The following is a 23,723-nucleotide window of genomic DNA, read 5'->3' as shown; positions in this document are numbered from 1 at the left end:
TCACTCCGCCGGCACGGCGCGTTGCGACAGGCCAAAGCCCATCTGCTTGCGCTTTTCCGGCCGCTTGCGTGTCAGCGCCAGCACCATCCCCATCGAGATGGCGATGGCGATCTGCGAGGAGCCGCCATAGGAGATGAACGGCAGCGTCATGCCCTTGGCCGGCACAAGCTGGAGGTTGACGCACATGTTGATGACCGCCTGCAAGCCGAAGACGGTGACGAGGCCGCCGACCGCGTAGCGGGTGAAATCGTCATGCTCCTTCAGCGCCGTGTTGAGGCCGCGCAGCACGATGAAGGCGAATATCGACATGATGAAGAAGCACATGATCAGTCCGAACTCTTCGCCTGCGACCGAGAAGACGAAGTCGGCATGGCTGTCGGGAATAACGCGCTTGACTGTGCCCTCACCTGGTCCGACGCCAAACCAGCCGCCATTGATCAGCGCGTCGCGTCCCATATCGACCTGGAATGTGTCGCCTTCGCCGGTAAGAAACTTGTCGATGCGCAAGGCAACGTGCGGGAACACCGTATAGGCGGCGAAAACGCCGCCGACGCCGGCGGCACCCAGCGCAACGATCCACAGCCAGGGCAGCCCGGCCATGAAAAACATGATGCCCCAGGTGCCGGTCGTCAGCATGGTCTGGCCGAGATCCGGTTGCGCCACCAGCAGCGACACGACCAGTACCAGCAGCAACATGGCGAACAGATTGCCGGGAATGTCGGGCTGGCGCTTGTGCTCAGCGAAAAGCCAGGCGCACATGATGACGAAGGCTGGTTTCAAAAATTCCGACGGCTGGATCGACAGGCCGGCAAGCGACACCCAGCGGCGTGCGCCCTTCACCTCGACGCCGATGTAGAGCACCGCCACCATCAGCACCAGCATCAGGCACAGCATGATCAGCGCCATGCGCCGGATCTGCCTGGAATCGAGGAACGACACAGCCAGCATCACGCCGAGCGCCGGTACGGTGAAGATGATCTGCCTGGTGGCGAAGTGGAAACTGTCGAGGCCGATGCGTTCGGCGACCGCCGGGCTCGCCGCGAAGGACAGCACGATACCGAGGCCCATCAGCGACAGGAACGCCGCCAGGAACCAGCGATCGATCGTCCACCACCAGGTCGCAACCGGACTTTTGTCGAGACGGCTCTGCATTATCGTGCCCCTCCGATGGGTTTCACACCCTCGATAGCATTCGCAGCTTGCCTGAAGGCTTCGCCGCGAACTTCGAAATTCTTGAACTGGTCGAAGCTGGCGCAGGCCGGCGACAGCAGCACCACCGCCTCGCCGCTGTCGTCCTTAGCCGCATCATGCGCGGCGTGCTCGACCGCCGCGGCCAGCGTGCCTGAAATCTCGTAGGGCACGGCCTCGCCCAGCGTCGCCGAAAACGCCGGCGCCGCCTCGCCGATAAGATAGGCCTTGGCGATGCGCGGGAAGAAGCCGCGCAAGGGTTCGATGCCGCCTTCCTTGGGCAGGCCGCCGGCGATCCAGTAGATGCGTGCAAAGCTCGACAGCGCCGGCGCCGCAGCATCGGCATTGGTCGCCTTGGAATCGTTGATGAACAGCACATGGTCCTTGCGGCCGACCTGCTCCATGCGGTGCGCGAGGCCGGGAAAGCTTTCCAGTCCCGACTGGATCTCGCCAAGCTCCAGCCCGATCTTGAGACAAGCGGCGACCGCAGCCAGAGCGTTCTGGGCATTGTGCTGGCCACGCAAGGAGCCGATGCCTTCGAGGAAGGCGACACGGCTGTAACGGCCGTGCACAGCTTCCATCAAATTGCTGCCATCGGCGAAATAGCCGTCGGTCAGCGGCAGGCGCTTGGAAATGCGGATGACATGCCGCCCCGCCCGCTCCAGCCGCTCGGCAATCTGCGCGCACCAGGAATCGTCGACGCCGACGATCGCCGTCTCGCTGCCGGCCACCAGCCGCTCCTTGATCGCGGCGTAGTGCTGCATGGTGCCATGGCGGTCGAGATGATCGGGCGTCAGATTGAGCAGGATGCCGGCCGTCGGATTGATCGAGGGCGCGAGGTCGATCTGGTAGGACGAACACTCGACGACATAGTGCCGATCGGGCTCGGGCGGATCGAGCGTCATCACCGCGCGGCCGATATTGCCGCCCATCTGGGCATCGCGTCCCGCGGCTTTCAGGATGTGCGCGGTCAGCGCGGTCGTCGTCGACTTGCCGTTGGTGCCGGTGATGGCGATGAAAGGCGCTGTCGGCGCGCTCAGCATCCGCTCGCGGCAGAAAAGCTCGATGTCGCCGACGATCTCGACGCCTGAGCCGCGCGCCAGTTCCACCGTCCAATGCGGCTTGGGATGCGTCAGCGGCACACCAGGCGACAGCACGAAGGCCGAGAATTTCGCCCAGTCGGCGCCGCGCAAATCAGCGGTCGCGATACCGGCAATGGCGGCCTTGGCCACACTGTCGGGATTGTCGTCCCAGGCCAGCACGTCCGCGCCGCCCTCGATCAGCGCGCGCGCCGTCGCGATCCCCGAGCCACCGAGCCCGAAGAGCGAAACGCGCTTGCCTGAAAAGGATGCGGCGGGGATCAAAGGGCTTCCTATCTCAGCTTGAGGGTCGACAGGCCGACCAGCGCCAGGATGACGGCGATGATCCAGAAGCGGATCACCACCTGGCTTTCGGTCCAGCCGAGCTTTTCGAAATGATGGTGGATCGGCGCCATCAGGAACACCCGCTTGCCGGTCATCTTGAAGTAGCCGACCTGGATGATGACGGACAGGATTTCGACGACGAACAATCCGCCGACGATGACCAGCACGATCTCATGCTTGGTGGCGACCGCGACGGTGCCGATCAGGCCGCCCATGGCCAGCGATCCGGTGTCGCCCATGAAGATCGCCGCCGGCGGCGCGTTGAACCAGAGGAAGCCGAGGCCAGCGCCGATGACCGCGCCGAGCACGACCGCCAGTTCACCGGTGCCGGGCACGAAATGGATCTGCAGATATTCGGCGAACACGGCGTTGCCGGAGAGATAGGCGATGACGCCGAAGGAGGCAGCCGCGATCATGATCGGCACGATCGCCAGGCCGTCAAGGCCGTCGGTCAGGTTCACCGCATTGCCGGCGCCGACGATGACGAAGCAGGAGAACGGAATGAAAAACCAGCCGAGATTGACGATGAATTCCTTGGCGAAGGGAAAAGTCAGCGACGACGAGAACGGCGCCTGGCCATTGTGCATGATCACCCAGGCGGCGATGCCGGCGATGACGAATTCCAGCGCCAGCCGTGCCTTGCCGGAAAAGCCGAGATGCGACTGCTTGGTGACCTTCAGATAGTCGTCGTAAAAGCCGATCGAGCCGAAGCCCAGCGTCACCAGCAGCACCACCCAGACATAGATGCTCGACAGGTTCGCCCACAAAAGCGACGAGCCGATGATGCCCGACAGGATCATCAGCCCGCCCATGGTCGGCGTGCCGGCCTTCTTGAAATGTGTCTGCGGCCCGTCGGCGCGGATCGGCTGGCCCTTGCCTTGCCGCAGCCGCAGCGAATTGATGATGGTCGGTCCAAAGATGAAGACGATCAGCGCCGACGTGATCAGCGCGCCACCGGTGCGGAAGGTGATGTAGCGGAAGACATTGAAGACCGAGACCTTGTCCGCAAAATCGACGAGCAGTGTGAACATGCGCTTTCGTCCCCCGACCTAGGTCTGTTTTCTGGTTGTCGATTCAGCCGGGAATTTGCCCAGCAGCGCATCGACCAGTTTTGCAAAACCGATGCCCTTCGACGATTTGATCATCACCACGTCACCCGGCTTGAGCGCGGCAAGCAGCACCGGCTTCAGCTCCTCGACACCGGCGCGGTATTCCGTCTTGATGTCAGCCGGCAGCGCTTCGGCCAGCGCCCGCATTTCCGGGCCGCCAAGAAAAACGGTCTGCGTGCCCGTGCCGACGATGAGATCGGCAAGGGCCGCATGCAGCTTGGTCGAATGGTCGCCGAGTTCGAGCATGTCGCCGAGCACGGCGATGCGGCGGCCCTCGCCCGTCACCGGCGTCGCGTTGAGCAACGCCATCGCAGCAGCCATCGATGCCGGATTGGCGTTGTAGCTTTCGTCGATCAGCGTGATCAGTCCACCGGGGTGGCTCGAAGTCGAGCCACCGGGATGGCGCAGCACATGGCGCTTGCCGCGCCCGCGCTCGGCGGAGAGATCGGCCAGTGCTGAAGCAACCTTGTCGAGATCGGCGCCGACCAGATGCGCCGCACCCAGCACCGCCAGCACGTTCTGCACCATATGGCGGCCGGGCGCGCCGATCCGCGCCGTCACTTCGTGGCCGCCGATCCTGGCGGTGATGTCGGAATGATCGGCATGCAGTTCGCATTTGGTGAGCTTGAAGGTAGAGCGCGCATTCTCGCCGAAGCCGTAGACGTGCTCGACACCGGCGGCATGGGCCATCTTGTCGAGCATCTTGAAGCGGGCATCGTCGCGGTTGAGGACGGCGGCCCCCTCGGGCTCCAGCCCCTCGAAAATCTCGGCCTTGGCCTTGGCGATCTCGTCCAGATTGCGGAAAAAGCCGAGATGCGCCGCCGCGATCATGGTGACGATGGCGACATGCGGCCTCACCATCTTGACCAGCGGACGGATCTCGTCGGGATGGTTCATGCCGATTTCAAACACGGCATAGTCGCAATCATCAGGCATCCGCGCCAAGGTCAGCGGCACGCCCCAGTGATTGTTGAAGGACTGCGCCGAGGCATGCACCTTGCCTACGGCTTGCAGCACATGGCGCAGCGCTTCCTTGGTGGTGGTCTTGCCGGCCGAACCGGTCACAGCGATGATTTTCGCGCTCGAGCGGGCGCGCGATGCAACTCCAAGCTTTTCCAGCGCGACCAGCACGTCCTCGACGACGATGATCGGCGCTGTCAGCCGGCCGAGCGACGGCAGCTTGCCTTCGGCCACCACCAGCACGCCAGCGCCAGCCTTGATGGCGGCGGTTGCGAAGTCATGGCCGTCCATCGCCTCGCCCTTGATGGCGAAGAAGGCGTCGCCCGGCTGCAGGCTGCGGCTGTCGATCGAAATGCCTGAAATGCCATCCGGCATCGGCCCGAGCGGCCGCCCGTCCATGGCGGCAACCAGCGCTTCGGAGGTCCACAGCAAGCTCATGCTGCGCGCTCCGTGAGTGCCGCGCGGACTTCCTCATGATCGGAGAAATGCAAGGTCTCGGAGCCGATCGTCTGGCCTTCCTCGTGGCCTTTGCCGGCCACGATCAGCGTGTCGCCGGCATGCAGCATGGCGACCGCTTCGTGGATCGCCTGGCGCCGGTCGCCGATCTCGATGGCACCTGGAGCAGCGGCCAAAATAGCGGCACGGATCGTTTCCGGCACTTCGAAGCGCGGATTGTCGTCGGTGACGATGACGACATCGGCAAGCCGCGTCGCGATTTCGCCCATGATCGGCCTTTTTCCCCGGTCGCGGTCGCCGCCGCAGCCGAACACGACGATGACGCGGCCGGTGGTGAACGGCCGCACCGAGGCCAGCACGTTTTCAAGCGCGTCCGGCTTGTGGGCATAGTCGACATAGACCGGCGCGCCATTGCCGGTGGTGCCGACGAGGTCGAGCCGGCCCGGCGCGCCCTTCAGTTTCTCCAACGCCATCAAGGCCTTGGCGACAGGTGTTCCCGTGGAAATGGCAAGACCCGCCGAAACCAGCGCGTTCGAAATCTGGAAATCACCGGCCAGCGGCAGGTCGATCTCGTAGAGCACGCCGTCGGCCTCGACTTCGGCCCGCTGGCGGTGGCGTTCGTGCTCGACCCGTTTCAGCCTGAGGAAGTCGCCATGGCGGCCGACCGTCAGCACATTGAGCCCGGCAGCCTTTGCTGCCACGGTCGTCGGCGCCGACCATGGATCGTCGGCGAAGATCACGGCCGGCGCGCCCTTCGGCAGCAACGTGTCGAACAGGCGCAATTTGGCGCGGTGATAATCCTCAATGGTCGGATGATAATCCATATGGTCGCGGCCGAGATTGGTGAAGCCGCCGGCAGCCAGCTTCACGCCGTCGAGGCGGCGCTGGTCGAGCCCATGGCTGGAGGCTTCCATCGAGGCGTGGGTGACGCCGGCATCGGCCAATTCCCGCAGCAATTGATGCAGGGCGACCGGATCGGGTGTCGTCAGCGAACCATAGTCGTTGCGCCCAGGCGCCACCACGCCGGTGGTGCCGATCGAAGCGGCGGCATAACCGGCCTGCTCCCAGATCTGCCTGGTGAAGGCTGCGACCGAGGTCTTGCCGCTGGTGCCGGTCACCGCGACCATGATCTCAGGCTGCTTGCCGAAATAGCGTGCCGCACTCTGCGCCAGCGCCAGGCGCGGATCGTCGACCGCCAGCACCGGAACCGGGAGCCCGGCAATGGTGCTGCCCTTGCCCGCCACGATCGCGGCCGCACCGCGCGCGGCGGCATCTGCGGCATAAACGGCACCGTCGGCCTTGGTTCCGGCGAGCGCAAAAAAGACAACGCCCGCTTTTACCTGGCGGGAATCCGAAGAAATCCCTGTAACCTCCAGATCGACGGAAGCTATTCCCTCGACGGGCAGGATACCGGCTAGATCTCTGAGCTTCATCGAGTCCCGTTCACCGCAACAAAATAGCGCGCTGTTGCCGGCGCGCCCTAAGAATCACTGATAGGAAACCAGCGTTGCACCATTTTCATGGCTGAAATCTGGCTTCACGCCAAGCATGGCAGCTGAACGCCTGATGATATTGCCGGCCATAACCCCAGCATTCGCAGCCGCGACATCCGTCATGCCGGGCTTTTCCGGGTGCGGGGCATCGGCAATGGTAAACACCAGATACTGCGGATCGTCCATCGGGAAGGCGGCGACGAAGGTGTTGAAATTCAAGTCCTTCGAGTAGCGGCCATTGATGACCTTCTCGGCGGTTCCGGTCTTGCCGCCAACGCGGTAGCCGGGGACTCTGGCGTTTCTGGCAGAGCCCTTTTCGGCATTGAGCGAATAGAGGTAGCGCATGCCTTCGACGGTCTTTTCGCTCACCACTCTCTTGGCGGTGGCCATCGCTTCCGCCTGCGTCCGCACCAGAAAGGTGGGGTTCATCAGGAAGCCGCCATTCATCAACGCCGCGCAGCCCACAGCCGCTTGCAGCGGCGTCGTCGACACGCCATGGCCGAAGGCGATGGTGAATGAATTGACCTGTTTCCAGACCTTCGGTTCAGTCGGACGGGCAGTCTCCGGCAATTCGGTCTGCATCCTGTCCAGAATGCCAAGGCGATGCAGGAATTCGCGATGCCCCTCGATGCCGACCATCTCGGCTTCCCTGGCCGACCCGATGTTGGACGAGTAGAGGAACACCTCCGGCAACGACAGCACACGGTTCTTGCCGTGGAAATCGTGAATGGCCTGATGGCCGACCCGGATTGGATGCGAAGCATCGAAGCGGCTCGCCATCGTCGCTTTGCCGGAATCGAGCGCCATGGCTGAGGTGAAGCTCTTGAAGGTCGAACCCATCTCGTAGAGGCCCGCCGACATGCGATTCAGCCGGTCCTTGTCTTGTGCGTTGTAGGGATTGTTCGGATCAAAATCCGGCACCGAGGCCATGGCCACCACTTCGCCGGTCTTGACGTTGAGCACAACGGCGCCGGTGCCCATGGCACGATAGCGCTCCAGGCCGGCGGCGATCTCGTCGCGCACGACATGCTGCACGCGCAGATCGATCGAAAGCTTTACCGGCTTGAGATCCTTGGCAATGGCAAGGCCCGACGCCTGCAGGTCGCTCAGCCCCTGCTCGTCGACATATTTCTCCATGCCGGAGATGCCCTGGTTGTCGATGTTGGTGAGCCCGACAATGTAGGACGAGGTCTCGCCGCTCGGATAGAAGCGGCGCTTTTCGGTGCGGAAGCCGAAACCGGGAATGCCGAGCTGCATGATGTCGGACTGTTGCTTGGGCGTCAGCTGCCGCTGCAGCCAGACGAAACCGGCGCCGCTCTTCAGCTTATGGTAGGTCTGCTCATAGTCGATGTCGGGAAGCACCGTCGACAGCTTCTCGATCGCCTCGTCGGCGTCGACAATCCGGCGTGGTTCTGCAAACAGCGACGCCGTCTTGATGTCCGTGGCCAACACTTCGCCGTTGCGGTCGACGATGTCGGGCCGCGATGCCGTCACCCGGCTCTGCGGACCGCCCGACATATCGGGGGTCTGGAAGCCGAGATAGACCAGCCGCCCTGATATGGTCGAGAAGATGCCGAAGAACACCGCCATCGTCATGATGATGCGCGTCCTGCCCTTGCCGCCGGTCGCCTTGCGGGCGCCCTCGACCACGATCGATCCATCTTCACTCGTCCTGGCGCGACGTTTCAGCAGTTTACCGATCATTGGGCGATGCCTCCGGTCACCACGGGATCCCTGCCGTCCGACGGCGCCTTGCCGCCCGAACTATCAGCCATGCCGCCCTGGCGTCCCGACAAGATGTCCTGGATGTCAAGGGATTTGACCGGCAGGTCGCCGACACCGCCGATCTGGCGGGCGCTGACCGGCTCGAGTTCGAGCTGCGACTTGTAGAGTTCGGCGAGCTTCTGCAGCCGCGACGGCTGGGTAAGCAGGCTCCAGTCGGCCTTGAGCAGGTCGATCGTGTCCTCCTCATAGCGTATCTGCGCATGGATCTTCTGCACGGCGGCCAATTGTTCCTCGGCCTCGCGCTTGGCCTTGTAGGTAAGGGCCGCGACCGCAACCATGACGGCGATCAGGACAATGTCGCTGGTACGAAACACTTAGCTACCTCTCCCCCGGCCGGTCGATACCGGGAAGCTTTGGAAGGCCGAAAATCGAAAAGTCGCTGCCGCGCGCCGGCGCCTGGGTGCGGACCGCCGCGCGCAGCCTGGCCGAACGGGCGCGCGGATTGGCCGCCACCTCGGCGTCGCCGGCCGTCACGCCGCCGCCCGCCTTGCGGAACGTCGCGGTGCGCGCATGCGCCTCGGGCAGGTGACGCGAGCCGGTCGCGACATCGGCCCGGTCGGCGATGAAACGCTTGACGATGCGGTCTTCCAGAGAATGGAAGGTGACCACGGCGAGCCGTCCGCCCGGCTTCAGAGCGCGTTCGGCCGCAAACAGGGCCTTGGCCAGTTCGCCAAGCTCGTCATTGACAAAAATGCGCAGCGCCTGGAAGACGCGCGTCGCCGGATGGATCTTGTCCTTCGGCGCCCGGCCGATATGCGTCTCGATGGCGTCGGCGAGTTCCAACGTGCGCTCGAACGGGCGCTTTTCGCGGCGCGCCTCGATCATGCGGGCAATGCGTCCGGCATGGCGCTCCTCGCCGAGGAAGCCGAAGATGCGGGCAAGATCGCCCGGCTTGAAGGAATTGACGACGTCGGCGGCGCTGAGGCCCGATTGCGCCATGCGCATGTCGAGCGGCCCGTCGGCGCGGAACGAAAACCCGCGCTCCGCCTGGTCGAGCTGCATCGAGGACACGCCGATGTCGAGCACGATCCCGTCGGCGCTCTCGACATGTTCGTCCAGCGTCGAGAACGGCGCCTGCACCAGCCGCAGCCGACCACCCGACTGCACTTCAAGATCGCGCCCGGCCGCAATGGCATCCGGATCGCGGTCGATCGCCACCACGGAGGCGCCTGTCGCCAGAATGGCCCTGGTGTAGCCGCCGGCGCCAAACGTGCCGTCGATGATGAGGTCGCCCTGCGCCGGCGCCAGTGCTTCGAGCACTTCGGCAAGGAGGACCGGAATGTGGCGGGCCGATCCGCCAACGGCGTGCCCATCTACGGCGCGAGGAAGGTCATCGCCGTGGCCTGCCGTCATTCCGGTCGCTCCCCAGGCTTCGTCCCCTGCCGAAGCTGCAAAAGCCGTGCCCGCGCCTGCGCCCCATAGGCGGCAAGCCGTCCCGGCTCCCAGATCTGAAAGAAATTGCCGCGCCCGACAAAGGCCACTTCCGCCGAGATGCCGGTGTGTTCGCGAAGGAAATCGCTCATCGTGATGCGGCCGTCCTGGTCGAGTTTCAAGAAGGTTCCGTCGCCATGGCAGAAGAACGACATATCGTCCGCCGTCTGCAGGAAGGGATCCTCGAGCGCTATGCGCTGCTCGTAGCGGTCGAGCAGGTCGAGCCCGCCGACATCCATCGCCGGCAGGTCCAGGCAGCGCAGCGCATAGAGTTCCGAATAGCCGCGCTTCTGCACGACGGCACGGAAATGCGCGGGAACGGACACCCGCCCCTTCGCATCGATCCTGCTCACCGTGTTTGACAGAAACCGGTCCATTAAACGCTACAGCCGCTTGCGCCGCCGCACCCCTCTGCATCTTGTCGCACGCGCCGCCGCAGCGCGTTCCCTGCCCCGTATCAGCCTCGTCCGCACAGGCAAAAACCGGCAAACGCGCAGCCGTCGCGGCTGCCCGATTGGCGTACGCTTTACCCTGACACGGAACGAAGGCTTTGATGTCTGGATGGGATATCATGGGGCACTATGGGCGTCAACGGGAATAGGCTTCACAAACGCGCGCGCCGCGACCAATGAGAGCAGCCGTGACGACACGTCTCGTCTTTATGGTCTATTAAGCCTAACGAAGCGTTTAGAGCCGCCTGGCCCAACTGGACGCGCCTTGCCGCGAGCCGCTGCCGGGCATAGCGTCTCGCCACATCCAGCCGGTCACCAACAGGGTCTGAAATTTGATGTCTGAAACAGCAAAGTCACGCGCTGCAGCGCTTCCTCACCTGCGACGCAGCGCGCTTGCCATGGGCGATTCCATTCCCCTGCCGCTGACCATGGCCGCCATCTTTCATGCGCCCGGCGACGCCACCGGCTTCAACCAGTACGGGCGATTCAGCAACCCGACCTGGGACGCGGTCGAGCATATGCTGGCCCATCTGGAGGACGCGCCCTGCGTCGCGTTCCCTTCCGGAATGGCGGCAATCTCGGCGGCGTTTTTTGCCGTGCTCAAGGCCGGCGACCGTATCCTGCTGCCATCGGACGGCTATCACACGACACGAGCGCTGGCCGAGCGCTTCCTCAAGCCGCTCGGCATCACCTATGATGTCAGGCCGACTTCGACCTTCCTCGATGGCGGCTTCGATGGCTATCGGCTGGCATTTGTCGAAACCCCTGCCAATCCGGGGCTGGATATCTGCGATATCGCCGCCGTTGCCGATGCTGTCCACAAAGCCGGCGCGATCCTTGTGGTCGACAACACGACCATGACCCCTTTCGGCCAACGACCGCTCGACCACGGCGCCGATATCGTCGTTGCCGCCGACACCAAGGCACCCAATGGCCATGCCGACGTGCTGTTCGGCCATGTCGCCAGTCGCAATGCCGATATCATCGCCGCCGTGACCGGCTGGCGCGAAGTTTCCGGCAGCATTCCCGGTCCGTTCGAAGCCTGGCTGGTGCACCGCGGCCTGGAGACACTGGATGTGCGCTTCGATCGCATGTGTTCCTCGGCGGAAGTCATCGCGCGGCGGCTGCAGGGCCACAAGGCAATCAGTGGCCTGCGTTATCCCGGGCTGGAAGGCGACCCTTCGCACAACCTAGCCCGCGCCCAGATGGAGCGCTTCGGCTTTCTCATCTCGTTCGAACTCGCCTCGGAAGACAAAGCCGAGGACTTCATCAACAATTGTGCCCTGATGCAGGCCGCGACATCCTTCGGCGGCGTCCACACCTCCGCCGAGCGGCGCCTGAAGCGAGGCGATGCGGTCTCCGCCGGTTTCGTCCGCCTGTCGGTCGGCTGCGAGCCGGTGGAAGAGCTCTGGAAAGCGATCGAGACGTCGCTGGACGGGATCAGCGGCTCCCGGCTCGGATGAACGGCCGGACAGGCTTGAATCAACAGGCGCGCCCCAGGGGCGCAACCTGCTGATTTCAAGAGATTTCTCTTGATATCGGGGGAGAGAAATTGCCAGCTGGCCTGTAAGCCGGGTTCTGTATGGCCCTCGTCCCTTGCGAGGCGAGAACGTGGCGGCCATTCATCTTGGGCGCATGTTGCCATGCGCCTCACGCAACCTACCCGGACGGTGAGCCGGAAACAGCCCTCGAGGGTTTCCCCTCGCACCGTCCCTATTCGGTCTTGCTCCCGGTGGGGTTTACCGTGCCGCTCCTGTTGCCAGTCGCGCGGTGGGCTCTTACCCCACCCTTTCACCCTTGCCCCGAATCCGGCAAGCCGGATCGTGGCGGTTTGCTTTCTGTGGCACTTTCCCTGGGGTCGCCCCCGCCGGCCATTAACCGGCACCGTGTTTCCATGGAGCCCGGACTTTCCTCACCCACGACCTTTCGGCGTTTGCGGGTGCGGCCGCCCAGCCAGCTGGCAGAGCGTATAAAGGGGTTCACGCCCGAAAACGCAAACGAAAAAGCTGACTTATGCGGGCGATCCAAGCGCAGCCATCTGCACCTTGACCTTGCCGCAATAGGCTGCCGACACGGGGTTCATCCGCGTTGCGGCGTGTCCGGCATTGTATTTCAGAATGGTGCCGCAGGTCGTGCCGCCACCGAGGCTCCGTGCCATGGCAAGGTATTTCATGCCGTATTTGATGTTGGTGTCGGGATCGAACAGGCCCTTGGCGGAGCCGCTATAGCCCATCATCCGAGCCGTGGCCGGCTTGATCTGCATCAGGCCGATCTCGCCGGCGCTGCCGACGATGTTGGGCCGGTAGTTGCTCTCGATCTTGATGACCGCCGAGGCGAGCGACACCGGCACGCCTTCGATCGCCGCATAGCGGGCAACGATTGCGGAATACTGGCCGCTGCTCGCCACCGCGGCCGTCGACTCCGCCGCGTTCCTGAGGCCGATCGATGCCGTTCTCGTCATGTCGACGGTCTTGCGGCCGCGCTTCGTCTGCCTTTTGGCGATGGACTTCTTCGCTTTGGACCAGCTTGCCTTTTCCGCTTTGGCGGAAGCCCGCTTCGTCTCCGCTTTGGCGGATGCCTGCTTTGTCGCCTTGGCGTCGTGGCCTGCCTTGCCGCTTTTTGCGGATACCACGGGAAACCCTTGATCGGCCCGCGGGCTGAATGACGCTGCATGCGCCGCACTGAAGGCAAAAGTCATTACGCCGGCAGCAAGAGCTGCCGTTAAAACGGTAAATTTCTGCATGTGATCCTGTTCTGTCTGAACCGCGCGAAGATGTTCACGCAGCAACGCCTAACCAACGTCGGAACAACCCGGGGGGCTTGGGGTCCGACATCTACACGTCAGCCGTTTGACGCCCGAATTGGTGTCAAACAAGGCCAGGCAAGTCACTTTGAGTGACAGCCTGTAACTTAAGGATTGGAAAGAATTGCTTGGGAGAGGTCTCCCGGGGATTAGCGCTTCACGGAAGCAAGCAGCCTTTGCAGCGTCCGCAGCGTCGAGCCGTCGGCAACGCCGTCCACCTTGCGCGGCCGGAAATGCCGTTGGAAGGCTTCGACCACCGCCTCCGTCTGCCGGTCCAAAACGCCGGATATTTCAACGCCATAGCCGTAGAGCGCCAGCATCGACTGCAACGCTTCGACATCGCCGCCGGTGTCGCCGGTTGTCAGAGTGGCGCCTCGCCTGACGGGCGCGGCCGTAACGAGATGGCCGACACCGGCCTCGAATAGCGTCCGCCACGGAAACTTCTCGCCGGGATCGATTTTGCGCCCCGGCGCAACATCGGAATGCGCGAGTACCCGCTCGGCGGCGATCGAATGCCGACCGGCGATCCCCCGGCACAGCCCGATCACGGCATCGATCTGCCGCCGGGGAAAACCGGGATAGCCCAGCGAATGCCCCGGATTGACGATCTCGATGCCGACGGAACAGGAATTGATGTCGGCGCATCCGAACCACGAACTCTTGCCGGCATGCCAGGCGCGGTCGCTTTCCCTGACCATCTGCACGATATGGCCATTCTCGTGGACCAGATAATGCGACGAGACCTCGCTGGCCGGATCGCAAAGCCAGGCCTCGGCCCCGGCGCCGGTCGCCATGCCGGTGTAGTGCAGCACGATCATGTCGGGCCTGGGTGTCTCGCGCCGCGGGCCGAAATTCGGCGATACCCTGACTTCGGCACGTGGCTCGTCGGGCAGAAAGCCGCTCATGCGTGGCGCAGGCCCCGCTCGATCATCTCGTAGGCGGCATTGATCGCCGCCACCCTGGTGGTCGCGATCTTGATGAATTCCTGAGGCAGGCCGCGCGCAATCAGCCGATCCGGATGATTGTCGGAAACCAGCTTGCGATAGCGTTTCCTGACCTCTTCGAACGGCTTGCCGCGCTCGATGCCCAGCACGACATAGGGATCCCCGGCGCCGAGATTGACGTGCCGGGCCATGATGGCTTCGTAATGCACTTCGTCGATGCGGAAAATCTCGGCGATGCGGTGCAGGAAATGGCCTTCGCGCTCGTGCACCAGCCCGTCGGCCTTGGCGATATGGAACAGACCGTCGAGTATGTCTTCAAGCATCACGCAGTTGGAATGCCCCGAACCGCACATCTGCGCCATCCGCTCGGCATAGGTTTCGAAACCGGCCACGTCGCGCTGGGCGAGATCGAACAGCCGCGCCACATTGCGCGTCTCCTTCGGCGGCACTTCGAATATCTCCTGGAAGGCGCGCACCTCGTCCTGGGTGACGATGCCATCGGCCTTGGCCATCTTGGCCGACAGCGCGATCATCGCCACCGAAAAGGCGACACGCCGGCGCAAATCCGCATCGCCGGAGAAAACCGTGCGCACAGCCTCGACAACGTCGGCGACACCCGACGAGGTTGAGGATGAAACGCGGGTGATGAACTCGCCGAGGCGATCCCAAATCGACATGGCCTGCTTCTTAGAGCCACCGCTCCCTCCTATCAAGCCGGGACAGTGCCGCAGGCTTTGCGCGACAAATCGATCCGGCGCGCGAGAGGGATTGGCCCACGGCGCCCGGACGACATGAGAAAGGCCGGCGCGAGCCGGCCTTCCTCATTCATCACAAGAAGTACTGCTTGCTCACTACTGCGCGGGCGCAGGAGCTGGTGTTGCCGGAGCCGGCTCGGCGGGCTTCTCGGGTGTGATGCTCTTCGTGGTCGAATTATCCGTTGCCGGAGGCGTCGCGGCCGGCGGCGTGGCTTCCGGGGTGGCCGGCTTCATCGGTTCCTCGGCGGCCGGCGGGTTGGTGCTCTGGGTGGTGGTGTTGTCCGTACCGCTGTCACTGCAGGCGGCGACGCCAAGCAAAGCCAAACCGGAAACGGACGCGAGAATGAGCTTTTTCATTTGTCTCTCCTTCAACACACGCTCACGTTGCCGTGAGCGGTCGAAGGACAAATGCGTCAGCCGGCCATGAGTTTCGTAACGTTGCGTTTCCGCATGTAACATCGTCTGGTTCATTTGCGATTGCCGCCCAGGCCGTAGCGAACTAACAGCATGTGCCGAAACACCGATCGAACAGAAGAGCGCCAGGGGCTGTCATGACCGAAAAATGGGATTTCTGGATCGACCGCGGCGGCACATTCACCGATATCATCGGCCGAGATCCGGAAGGCGGGCTGCACCCGCGCAAGCTTCTCTCCGAAAATCCCGAAGCCTATAACGATGCCGCCATCCAGGGCATTCGCGACCTTCTTGGCTTGTCGGCCGGCGACACGATCCCGAGCGGCCTGATCGGCGACATCAAGATGGGCACCACGGTCGCCACAAATGCGCTGCTGGAGCGCAAGGGCGACCGCGTGCTTTTGCTCATCACCAAGGGCTTCCGCGATGCGCTGAAGATCGCCTACCAGGCACGCCCGGACATCTTCGCCAAGGAGATCATCCTTCCCGAACAACTCTACGAGCGCGTCATCGAAATCAACGAGCGTGTGCGCGCCGATGGCTGCGTCGAACAATTGCTCGATATCGCCGCCTGCCGGCCGGCGATCGAACAGGCCAGGGCCGATGGCATCGATGCGGTCGCCATCGTCTTCATGCACGCCTGGAAATACCCCGACCACGAGAAGGCCGTGGCGAAAGTCTGCCGCAAACTCGGTTTCAGCCAGGTCTCGGTCAGCCATGAGGTCTCGCCGCTGATCAAGCTGGTCGGCCGCGGCGACACCGCGGTGGTCGACGCCTATTTGTCGCCGATCCTGTCGCGCTATGTGCAAAGGGTGGCGGGAGAGTTGGGTGCGGCGCCAAGCTCCCCCCTTGTGGGGGAGAGCGATCAATCCCCCCGCCTGATGTTCATGATGTCGTCGGGCGGTCTCACCGCCGCCGACATGTTCCAGGGCAAGGACGCACTGCTGTCAGGACCAGCCGGCGGTGTCGTCGGCATGGTCGAGACGGCCAGGCTCGCCGGCTTCGACAAGGTCATCGGTTTCGACATGGGCGGCACCTCGACCGACGTCGCTCACTATGACGGCGAATATGAGCGCGCCTTCGACACCGAGGTCGCCGGCGTGCGCATCCGCGCGCCGATGATGCGCATCCATACCGTCGCCGCCGGCGGCGGCTCGATCCTGCACTACGAGGCCGGCCGCTTCCGGGCCGGGCCGGATTCGGCTGGCGCCAATCCCGGCCCGGCAGCCTACCGGCGCGGCGGCCCGCTCGCCGTCACCGACGCCAATGTGATGCTGGGCAAGCTGCAGCCCGATTTCTTCCCGGCCATTTTCGGACCCGGCCAGGACGAGCCGCTCGACGTCGAGACGGTACGGGCAAAATTCGCCGCACTCGCCGCCGAAATCGGCGATGGCCGGTCGCCCGAGACTGTCGCCGAGGGCTTCGTCACTATCGCCGTCGAAAACATGGCCAATGCCATCAAGAAGATCTCCGTGCAGCGCGGCTACGACGTCACCGAATATCTCTTGAACTGTTTTGGCGGCGCCGGCGGCCAGCACGCTTGCCTGGTCGCCGATGCGCTCGGCATGGAAGCGGTGCTGATCCATCCCTTCTCAGGTCTTCTGTCGGCCTATGGCATCGGCCTGTCCTCGGTCTTTGCCTCGCGCCAGCAGGCGCTGCTGAAACCGCTTGCCGAAGAGTCCAGAACGGAGATCGGCAACCTCATTGCCACCTTGAGGAAAGCCGTTGTCGCAGAACTCGCGGCGCAAGGCATCGGCGAGGATACGGTCGCCACGAAGTCGGTGCTGCACATTCGCTACGACGGCACCGACACGACACTGCCGGTGAATTTCGAGGCGGATTCGATTTTCCAGGCCAGGCGCGATTTTGAAATCGCCCACAAGGCGCAGTTCGGTTTCGTCTATGACGACAAGCCGATGATCGTCGAGACCGTCGGCGTCGAAGGCACCGACACCGGCGGCACTGGGCGCGACGAAACTGAATCGCGAACCGAAGACCTTGCCGTAAGCCCTTCACAGACCCGCGAAATCTTCACCGAGGGAGAGTGGCGCACTTCACCCATCTTCCGCCGCGAGGCGCTGAAGCCGGGAAACAGGGTTGCGGGACCTGCCTTGATTATCGAGCCGAACCAGACAATCGTCATCGAGCCGGGCTGGCTGGCCGAAATCACCGCCAGGAACCATGTGCTCCTGCGCCGCGTCGAGAAAAAGCGCCGGCAGGCAGCGCTCGGCACCGAGGCCGATCCGGTCATGCTGGAGGTTTTCAACAACCTCTTCATGTCGATCGCCGAGCAGATGGGCGTCACGCTGCAGAACACCGCCTATTCCGTCAACATCAAGGAACGGCTGGATTTTTCCTGCGCCGTCTTCGACCGGACCGGCGCGCTGGTCGCCAATGCGCCGCACATGCCGGTACATCTCGGCTCGATGGACCGCTCGGTCGAAACCATCATCCGGCTGAATTCCGGCGACATCCACCCCGGCGACGTCTTTGCCCTCAACGCACCCTACAATGGCGGCACGCATCTGCCGGACATCACTGTCGTGACGCCGGTCTTCGATGATGCCAAGGAAAGAATCCTGTTCTGGGCCGCCTCGCGCGGCCATCACGCCGATATCGGCGGCACGGCACCCGGCTCGATGACGCCGCTCGCCACCACGGTCGACGAGGAAGGCGTGCTGTTCGACAATTTCCGCATCGTCGACCGTGGCCGCTTCCGCGAGAAGGAGCTGGAAACGCTGCTCACCGATCACCGCTATCCGGCCCGCAATCCGCACCAGAACATCGCCGACCTCAAGGCGCAGATCGCCGCCAACGAGAAGGGCGTAGCCGAACTGCGCAAGATGGTCGCCCATTTCGGCCTCGATGTCGTCGAGGCCTATATGGGCCATGTCCAGGACAATGCCGCCGAAAGCGTGCGCCGCGTGCTAGAGCGGCTGCCGGATAGTTCTGAGTACGAATACCCGACCGACACCGGCCAGATCATCAAGGTGAAGATCACGGTCGACCGGCAAAAGCGCGAGGCGACGGTAGACTTCACCGGCACCTCGCCGGTGATGAAGAACAATTTCAACGCGCCCGAGCCGGTGGCCCGCGCCGCCGTGCTCTACGCCTTCCGCGTCATGGTCGAGGATATGATCCCGATGAATGCCGGGTGCCTGCGGCCCATCAACATCATCATTCCCGATGGCTGCATGCTGAAACCCGCCTACCCCGCCGCCGTCGTCGCCGGCAATGTCGAGACCTCGCAGCATGTCACCAACGCGCTGTTCGGCGCCATGGGCGCCATGGCCAACGCCCAAGGCACGATGAACAACCTGACCTTCGGCAACAAGACGTACCAGTACTACGAGACGATCTGCTCCGGCTCGCCGGCCGGCCAGATGAACTCCGGCCGCGGCTTTGCCGGCACCTCCGGCGTCCACACCCACATGACCAATTCGCGCCTCACCGATCCCGAAGTGCTGGAACTGCGCTTTCCCGTGCTGCTCGAGGATTTCCACATTCGGGAAAATTCCGGCGGCAACGGCAGATGGAGCGCCGGCGATGGCACCAAACGCACCATCCGCTTCCTCGAAAAGATGGAATGCGCGATCCTGTCCTCGCACCGCAACCGTCCTCCCAAGGGGCTGGACGGAGGCGGCGATGGCGAGGTCGGCTCGACCAAGATCCGCCGCAAGGACGGCACGATCGACCTGCTGAAAGCCTGCGACCAGACCATGTTGCAGGCCGGCGACGCCGTCATCCTGACGACGCCGACGCCGGGGGGATTTGGCCGGCGATGACCTCGCCCCCGGGCTGCTAGCCGGCTGCTGTCATCCATCTGTCATCGCCGAGCGCTACCCGCTTGCGGCAAAGCAAATGGGGAATCACTTTGCCATGACGGACGTTTCCGCAGATCTGGTTTTTCGCCGCGGCAAGGAAGTTGGAAAGGCCGTCTATCAGAACCGCCCGCTGTCGAAAGCCGGCATTTCGGAGCGGCTGTTCGCCTTCCTGTTTTCCGGCCTCGTCTATCCGCAGATCTGGGAAGACCCCGATGTCGACATGGAGGCGATGCAGCTCGGCCAGGGCCACCGCGTCGTCACCATCGCCTCCGGCGGCTGCAACATCCTGGCCTACCTCACGCGCTCGCCGGCCCGGGTCGACGCCGTCGACCTCAACACCGCGCACATCGCCCTGAACCGCATGAAGCTGGAGGCGATGCGCCATTTGCCATCGCAGGGCGACCTGTTCCGCTTCTTCGGCGCCGCCGACACCAGCCACAATTCGAAAGCGTATGACCGTTTCATCGCGCCGCATCTCGATCCTGTCAGCCGTCACTACTGGGAGCGCCGCAACTGGCGCGGGCGCCGTAGGATCACTGTCTTCGACCGCAATTTCTACCAGACCGGCCTGCTCGGCCTGTTCATCGCCATGGGCCATCGCACGGGAAAATTCTTCGGCGTCGACCCAGCCGGCATCATGCAGGCCAGGAACATCGGCGAGCAGCGCCGCTTCTTCAACGAGGAGTTGGCGCCGGTCTTCGACAACAAGCTTTTGAGATGGGCGACGTCGCGCAAGGCTTCACTGTTCGGCCTCGGCATTCCACCGGCGCAGTACGATTCGCTGATCACTTCTGGCGACGGCACCATGGCCAGCGTGCTGAAAGCCCGGCTGGAAAAACTCGCTTGCGATTTTCCGCTGGAGAATAACTACTTCGCCTGGCAGGCCTTTGCCCGCCGCTATCCGAACCCCGGCGAGGCCGCCCTGCCCGCCTATCTCGAAAAGCAGAATTACGAGAGCATCCGCGGCAATGTCGACCGCGTCGCCATCCACCATGCCAATCTGATCGAGTTTCTCGCCGGCAAGGATGCAGGCTCCGTCGACCGTTTCATCCTGCTCGATGCACAGGACTGGATGACCGACGACCAGCTCAACGCGCTGTGGGCGGAAATCACCCGCACGGCTTCGGCCGGCGCCCGCGTCATCTTCCGCACCGCCGCCGAGCCCAGCCTGCTGCCGGGTCGCGTCTCCAGCTCGCTGCTCGACCAATGGGACTATCAGGACCAGGCTTCGCGCGAATTTTCGGCCCGCGACCGCTCGGCCATCTATGGCGGCTTCCACCTCTACGTGAAGCGCGCGGCATGAGCACCAGCGAGCTGCCGGCCAGCCCCGAATTCAAGGCCAGCCATGCCGAACTGATGGACGGCGTCTACCGCTGGCAGCGCCACATCTACGACCTGACCCGCAAATACTACCTGCTCGGCCGCGACCCAATGATCTCGGGGCTCGACGTGCCTGTCGGTGGCACCGTGCTGGAACTCGGCTGCGGCACCGGCCGCAACGTCATCCTCGCCGCCCGTCACTATCCCGACGCGCGCTTTTTCGGCCTCGATATTTCGGCCGAAATGCTGGAGACGGCCGGAAAGGCGATCGACCGCGAGGGCCTGTCCGGTCGCGTCATATTGGCTAGGGGCGATGCCACCGATTTCGATGCCCGGGCACTCTTCGATGTCGAACGCTTCGACCGTGTCTTCGTGTCCTATTCGCTGTCGATGATCCCCGGCTGGGAAAAAACAGTATCGGCGGCACTTGCCGCCCTGTCGCCGAACGGTTCGCTGCACATCGTCGATTTCGGCCAGCAGGAAGGCCTGCCGCGCTGGTTTCGCACACTGCTGCGCGGCTGGCTGAAAAAATTCCACGTCGCGCCTCGTGAATCGCTGCGCGAAGTGCTGGAATCGGAATCTCGGCGAACCGGCGCAAGCTTCCGTTTCCGCACGCTTTATCGCGGCTACGCCTGGCTGGCGGTTATCGGGCCGCGCGGCTAGCCAAGGTGAAACTGCCATTTGCAGGCCGACCTCACCTGAATGTCAATGCACCTTAATGGAGTGCCTTCACCAACGCCCCCACCATCGTCTGCGGCCGATAGCCAAGCTTGGCAGGCGTCAGCCCCAGCCGCACCACCACCAACTGCTCCGAGGGAATGATGGCAACCGTCTGCCCGTCATGGCCTTCCATCCAGTACGTGTCCTTGGGCAGGCCTGCCGCGACACCGGCGCCGGGGTTTTCCTCATCGCCCGGGGCCTCGATCCACAATTGGCCCTTGCCGTAGACCTTCGAGGCGGATGCCGGCTCTCGCATCCAGTCGACGAAACCGGCCGGCAGGATCTGGTTGCCGTTCCACACCCCGCCTTGTAGCAGGAACTGGCCGAAGCGCGCCCAGTCATGCGCGGTCGCGTAGAGATAGGACGAGCCGACGAAGGTGCCCAGCTCGTCGGTCTCGAGCACCGCGCTGTGCATGCCGAGCGGCTCGAATAGCGCCGTGCGCGGCCACGTCAGCGCCCTGGCCTTGTCGCCGACCGCGTCCTGCCAGAGGCGCGACAGCATCACCGCCGTGCCGCTCGAATAGGAAAACTGTTTGCCGACCTCTGCAGCCAGCGGCTTGGATTCGGCAAAGCCCGCCATGTCAGGTTCGAGATAGAGCATGCGCGTGACGTCGGCGACGTCGCCATAATCCTCGTTGAACTCCAGCCCGCTCGACATCGCCATCATGTCGGCAAGGCTGATCGCGGCGCGGCCGTCCGCCTTCCACGGCGCGAACAGGTTTTTGTTGTCGAAAGCCATCTTGCCGTCCTTGACCAACGTACCGACGATGGCGGCATTCACCGTTTTGGTCATCGACCAGCCGAGCAGCGGCGTCCTGGCGGAAAAGCCATCGCCGTAGCGCTCGGCGACGACACGGCCATTCTTGACCACCACCACCGCGCGCATGCCGGTGCCGATCAGCGCCGCATCGTCCAGCAGCTTGGCAACAACCGGATCCTGTGATGCCTCGACCCGTTCGCCTTCCGGCCACAGGTCGCCCATGGTGACTGCGGACGGCTCCGCTTGGATCGCGGTCCGCCGCACCTTTCCTACGTCGCCGTCCGGAACCGAAGCGCAGCCAAGCCCGTCGCGGGCTACGGCGACGCTCTTGCCGAGGAAACCGAACAGGCCGGCAGACACCGTTCCCCTGTTCTTGTCCACCGAAACCCGCATTAACCGCAGCAGGGGATGCCCGGGTGCCTGCACGTCGACGGCCAGCACCTCATTGGGATCGCGGCCGGCGATAAAAACGTTCGAACAGACGATCTTGGCCGAGTAGCCCGAGCCAACCCTGATCAACTCCGGTGGCGCGATATAAAGCCAGGCAAAAAGTGCTGCGATCACCAGGACGATCAGGCCAAGCAGCCATTTGACGATCTTGACCACGATCCGCATTTATTTCCTCCGGGCCCTGCGCGACCCTTATGTCATCGATTTGCCGCCATTGCTTCCGCAAATCACAATGCTTGTCGAGCGTCATCAACGGATTATCAACCATGATCGGCGATCACAGGATATGCTGAGCGATGCTGTGGGGCGATCGTTCGGAGGGGGCCCGATCACAAAGCAGGCCATCAGTGTAGAGACCCATCAGCGACCGGCTGAATCCGGCTCGGGAATTGCGATGCGCCGTCTTGCGGGCCTGATCATGCTAGCGCTGCTTGGTGCTTGCTCGACCGTCGACGATCTCTCGCCGCTGTCGCCATCCGCTTCGAGCAGCCCGACGGTTGCCGTGCGCGCGCCGCGCTTTGCCGACTCCAAGCCGCATGAATGGGAGAGCGGCGCGCCGTGGAACTATGCCGTCCACGGCACCGATGTTTCCAAATACCAGACCTCGGTCGACTGGCCGGCTGCCAGGGCCAGCGGCATCTCCTTCGCCTTCATCAAGGCGACCGAGGGCGGCGACCGTTTCGACGAGTATTTCAGCGAGCATTGGGCGCGCACGAAGGCCAACGGGATTCCGCGAGCCGCCTATCATTTCTATTATTTCTGCACCCCGGCTGCCGTTCAGGCGCGCTGGTTCATCCGCAACGTCCCCGTCGATCGCTCGGCGATGCCGCCGGTCCTCGATATGGAATGGAACCCGCAATCGCCGACCTGCAGGCTGCGTCCCGACGCCGCCACGGTGCGCGCGGAGATGACCACCTTCCTCGAAATCGTCGAACGCCATTACGGCAAGAAGCCGATCATCTACACTTCCGTCGACTTCTTCGACGACAACGGGCTGTCGGGGTTCCGCGGCTATCCCTACTGGCTGCGTTCCGTCGCCGGCCATCCGCGTGAGAAATACGGCAGCCACCCCTTCACCTTCTGGCAGTACACCGGAACCGGCATCGTTCCCGGCATGACCGGCAAGTCCGACATCAACGTCTTCAACGGCAGCGAAGCCGCCTGGAACAAATGGCTGCGGCAGAACACCCGTTGACGTCAGGTTCAACGGCAGCACCGCCCTGGATCAAAAGCACTCCAGCAGAGCTTCCGTTGAACCGGTTTAACGGCAGCACCGCCCTGGATCAAATCACTCCAGCAGAGCTTCCGTTGAACCGGTGCAACGGCAGCACTGCCCTGCATCAAATCACTCCAGCAGAGAAGCTGCCGCAGAACACCGTTGACACCGGGCCTGCCGCCTGCTTTTCGACACAGCCAGCGGTAAAGAGTGCAACCG

19 protein-coding genes and 1 other RNA gene are annotated in these 23,723 nt (G+C 63.5%); 5 read left to right on the top strand and 15 right to left on the bottom strand.

Features of this window, described 5'->3' with window-relative positions; genetic code table 11:
- The 9 genes from ftsW to mraZ are packed head-to-tail and all read right to left on the bottom strand — an operon-like array spanning position 1 to position 10,223.
- The gene (gene ftsW / locus EN990_RS24505; protein ID WP_013530956.1) at positions 1 to 1,152 is read right to left on the bottom strand and encodes a putative lipid II flippase FtsW; all 1,152 of its coding nucleotides are present in this window, start codon (positions 1,150 to 1,152) and stop codon (positions 1 to 3) included.
- Complete coding sequence (murD, locus tag EN990_RS24500) at positions 1,152 to 2,552, bottom strand: UDP-N-acetylmuramoyl-L-alanine--D-glutamate ligase (protein ID WP_127370083.1); 1,401 nt, start codon at positions 2,550 to 2,552, stop codon at positions 1,152 to 1,154. The genes ftsW and murD overlap by 1 nt, the downstream gene beginning before the upstream one ends.
- A gap of 8 nt (positions 2,553 to 2,560) precedes the next feature.
- The gene (mraY, locus tag EN990_RS24495; protein ID WP_013530954.1) at positions 2,561 to 3,643 is read right to left on the bottom strand and encodes a phospho-N-acetylmuramoyl-pentapeptide-transferase; all 1,083 of its coding nucleotides are present in this window, start codon (positions 3,641 to 3,643) and stop codon (positions 2,561 to 2,563) included.
- Positions 3,644 to 3,661: 18 nt separating this feature from the next.
- A complete protein-coding gene (locus EN990_RS24490) occupies positions 3,662 to 5,119 on the bottom strand; it encodes a UDP-N-acetylmuramoylalanyl-D-glutamyl-2,6-diaminopimelate--D-alanyl-D-alanine ligase (RefSeq protein ID WP_127385607.1) in 1,458 nt (485 codons plus the stop codon).
- Positions 5,116 to 6,570, bottom strand: coding sequence for a UDP-N-acetylmuramoyl-L-alanyl-D-glutamate--2,6-diaminopimelate ligase (locus tag EN990_RS24485; protein ID WP_127385608.1), 1,455 nt, complete (start codon positions 6,568 to 6,570; stop codon positions 5,116 to 5,118). Before EN990_RS24485 ends, EN990_RS24490 begins: the two co-directional genes overlap by 4 nt.
- Positions 6,571 to 6,624: 54 nt before the next feature.
- Positions 6,625 to 8,334: a penicillin-binding protein 2 gene (locus tag EN990_RS24480; RefSeq protein WP_127370393.1), complete on the bottom strand. Its 1,710-nt coding sequence runs from the start codon at positions 8,332 to 8,334 to the stop codon at positions 6,625 to 6,627.
- Positions 8,331 to 8,729 (bottom strand): hypothetical protein, encoded by a 399-nt coding sequence (locus EN990_RS24475; protein ID WP_127385609.1) that lies wholly within the window; start codon positions 8,727 to 8,729, stop codon positions 8,331 to 8,333. The genes EN990_RS24480 and EN990_RS24475 overlap by 4 nt, the downstream gene beginning before the upstream one ends.
- A 4-nt stretch (positions 8,730 to 8,733) precedes the next feature.
- Positions 8,734 to 9,768 carry a 16S rRNA (cytosine(1402)-N(4))-methyltransferase RsmH gene (gene rsmH, locus EN990_RS24470; RefSeq protein WP_027160638.1) on the bottom strand — a complete coding sequence of 345 codons (1,035 nt, stop codon included), beginning with the start codon at positions 9,766 to 9,768 and terminating at the stop codon, positions 8,734 to 8,736.
- Positions 9,765 to 10,223, bottom strand: a complete 459-nt coding sequence (gene mraZ, locus EN990_RS24465; protein ID WP_013530948.1) for a division/cell wall cluster transcriptional repressor MraZ — start codon at positions 10,221 to 10,223, stop codon at positions 9,765 to 9,767. Before mraZ ends, rsmH begins: the two co-directional genes overlap by 4 nt.
- A gap of 410 nt (positions 10,224 to 10,633) precedes the next feature.
- Between mraZ and EN990_RS24460 the strand changes: the two genes are divergently transcribed.
- Entirely contained in the window at positions 10,634 to 11,761 is a 1,128-nt protein-coding gene (locus tag EN990_RS24460) for a cystathionine gamma-lyase (RefSeq protein WP_127385611.1), read from the top strand.
- Between the two features lie 88 nt (positions 11,762 to 11,849).
- Here the strand turns inward: EN990_RS24460 and rnpB are convergent.
- The 5 genes from rnpB to EN990_RS24435 form a co-directional block, all read right to left on the bottom strand.
- Positions 11,850 to 12,259: RNase P RNA component class A (gene rnpB, locus EN990_RS24455), an RNA gene on the bottom strand.
- A 50-nt stretch (positions 12,260 to 12,309) separates the two neighbouring features.
- Complete coding sequence (locus tag EN990_RS24450) at positions 12,310 to 13,041, bottom strand: transglycosylase SLT domain-containing protein (protein ID WP_127368883.1); 732 nt, start codon at positions 13,039 to 13,041, stop codon at positions 12,310 to 12,312.
- A 209-nt stretch (positions 13,042 to 13,250) separates the two neighbouring features.
- Positions 13,251 to 14,006 (bottom strand): N-acetylmuramoyl-L-alanine amidase, encoded by a 756-nt coding sequence (locus EN990_RS24445; protein WP_127368884.1) that lies wholly within the window; start codon positions 14,004 to 14,006, stop codon positions 13,251 to 13,253.
- Entirely contained in the window at positions 14,003 to 14,722 is a 720-nt protein-coding gene (locus EN990_RS24440) for a DnaJ family molecular chaperone (RefSeq protein WP_027160641.1), read from the bottom strand. The genes EN990_RS24445 and EN990_RS24440 overlap by 4 nt, the downstream gene beginning before the upstream one ends.
- A gap of 174 nt (positions 14,723 to 14,896) precedes the next feature.
- A complete protein-coding gene (locus EN990_RS24435) occupies positions 14,897 to 15,271 on the bottom strand; it encodes a hypothetical protein (protein WP_244514312.1) in 375 nt (124 codons plus the stop codon).
- An 80-nt stretch (positions 15,272 to 15,351) separates the two neighbouring features.
- Here EN990_RS24435 and EN990_RS24430 point away from each other — a divergent pair, with 80 nt between their 5' ends.
- The 3 genes from EN990_RS24430 to EN990_RS24420 all read left to right on the top strand — a co-directional run bounded on the left by EN990_RS24430 (position 15,352) and on the right by EN990_RS24420 (position 21,021).
- A complete protein-coding gene (locus EN990_RS24430; RefSeq protein ID WP_127368885.1) occupies positions 15,352 to 18,999 on the top strand; it encodes a hydantoinase B/oxoprolinase family protein in 3,648 nt (1,215 codons plus the stop codon).
- A gap of 94 nt (positions 19,000 to 19,093) precedes the next feature.
- Positions 19,094 to 20,341 (top strand): DUF3419 family protein, encoded by a 1,248-nt coding sequence (locus EN990_RS24425; protein WP_245465167.1) that lies wholly within the window; start codon positions 19,094 to 19,096, stop codon positions 20,339 to 20,341.
- Positions 20,338 to 21,021: a class I SAM-dependent methyltransferase gene (locus EN990_RS24420; protein ID WP_027160644.1), complete on the top strand. Its 684-nt coding sequence runs from the start codon at positions 20,338 to 20,340 to the stop codon at positions 21,019 to 21,021. Before EN990_RS24425 ends, EN990_RS24420 begins: the two co-directional genes overlap by 4 nt.
- A 52-nt stretch (positions 21,022 to 21,073) precedes the next feature.
- Here EN990_RS24420 and EN990_RS24415 read toward each other — a convergent pair whose 3' ends face one another.
- Positions 21,074 to 22,453, bottom strand: a complete 1,380-nt coding sequence (locus EN990_RS24415; protein ID WP_064993831.1) for a serine hydrolase — start codon at positions 22,451 to 22,453, stop codon at positions 21,074 to 21,076.
- Positions 22,454 to 22,682: 229 nt separating this feature from the next.
- Here EN990_RS24415 and EN990_RS24410 point away from each other — a divergent pair, with 229 nt between their 5' ends.
- On the top strand, positions 22,683 to 23,483 hold the full coding sequence (locus EN990_RS24410; protein ID WP_013530938.1) for a GH25 family lysozyme: 801 nt from the start codon (positions 22,683 to 22,685) through the stop codon (positions 23,481 to 23,483).
- Positions 23,484 to 23,723 lie beyond the last annotated feature (240 nt).

The sequence above is a fragment of the Mesorhizobium sp. M7A.F.Ca.US.005.03.1.1 genome (assembly GCF_003997975.1).
In the GTDB taxonomy this organism is placed as follows: domain Bacteria; phylum Pseudomonadota; class Alphaproteobacteria; order Rhizobiales; family Rhizobiaceae; genus Mesorhizobium; species Mesorhizobium ciceri.
Note: the sequence above shows the minus strand (reverse complement) of the source record. Positions and strands in the feature narration are given on the sequence as shown.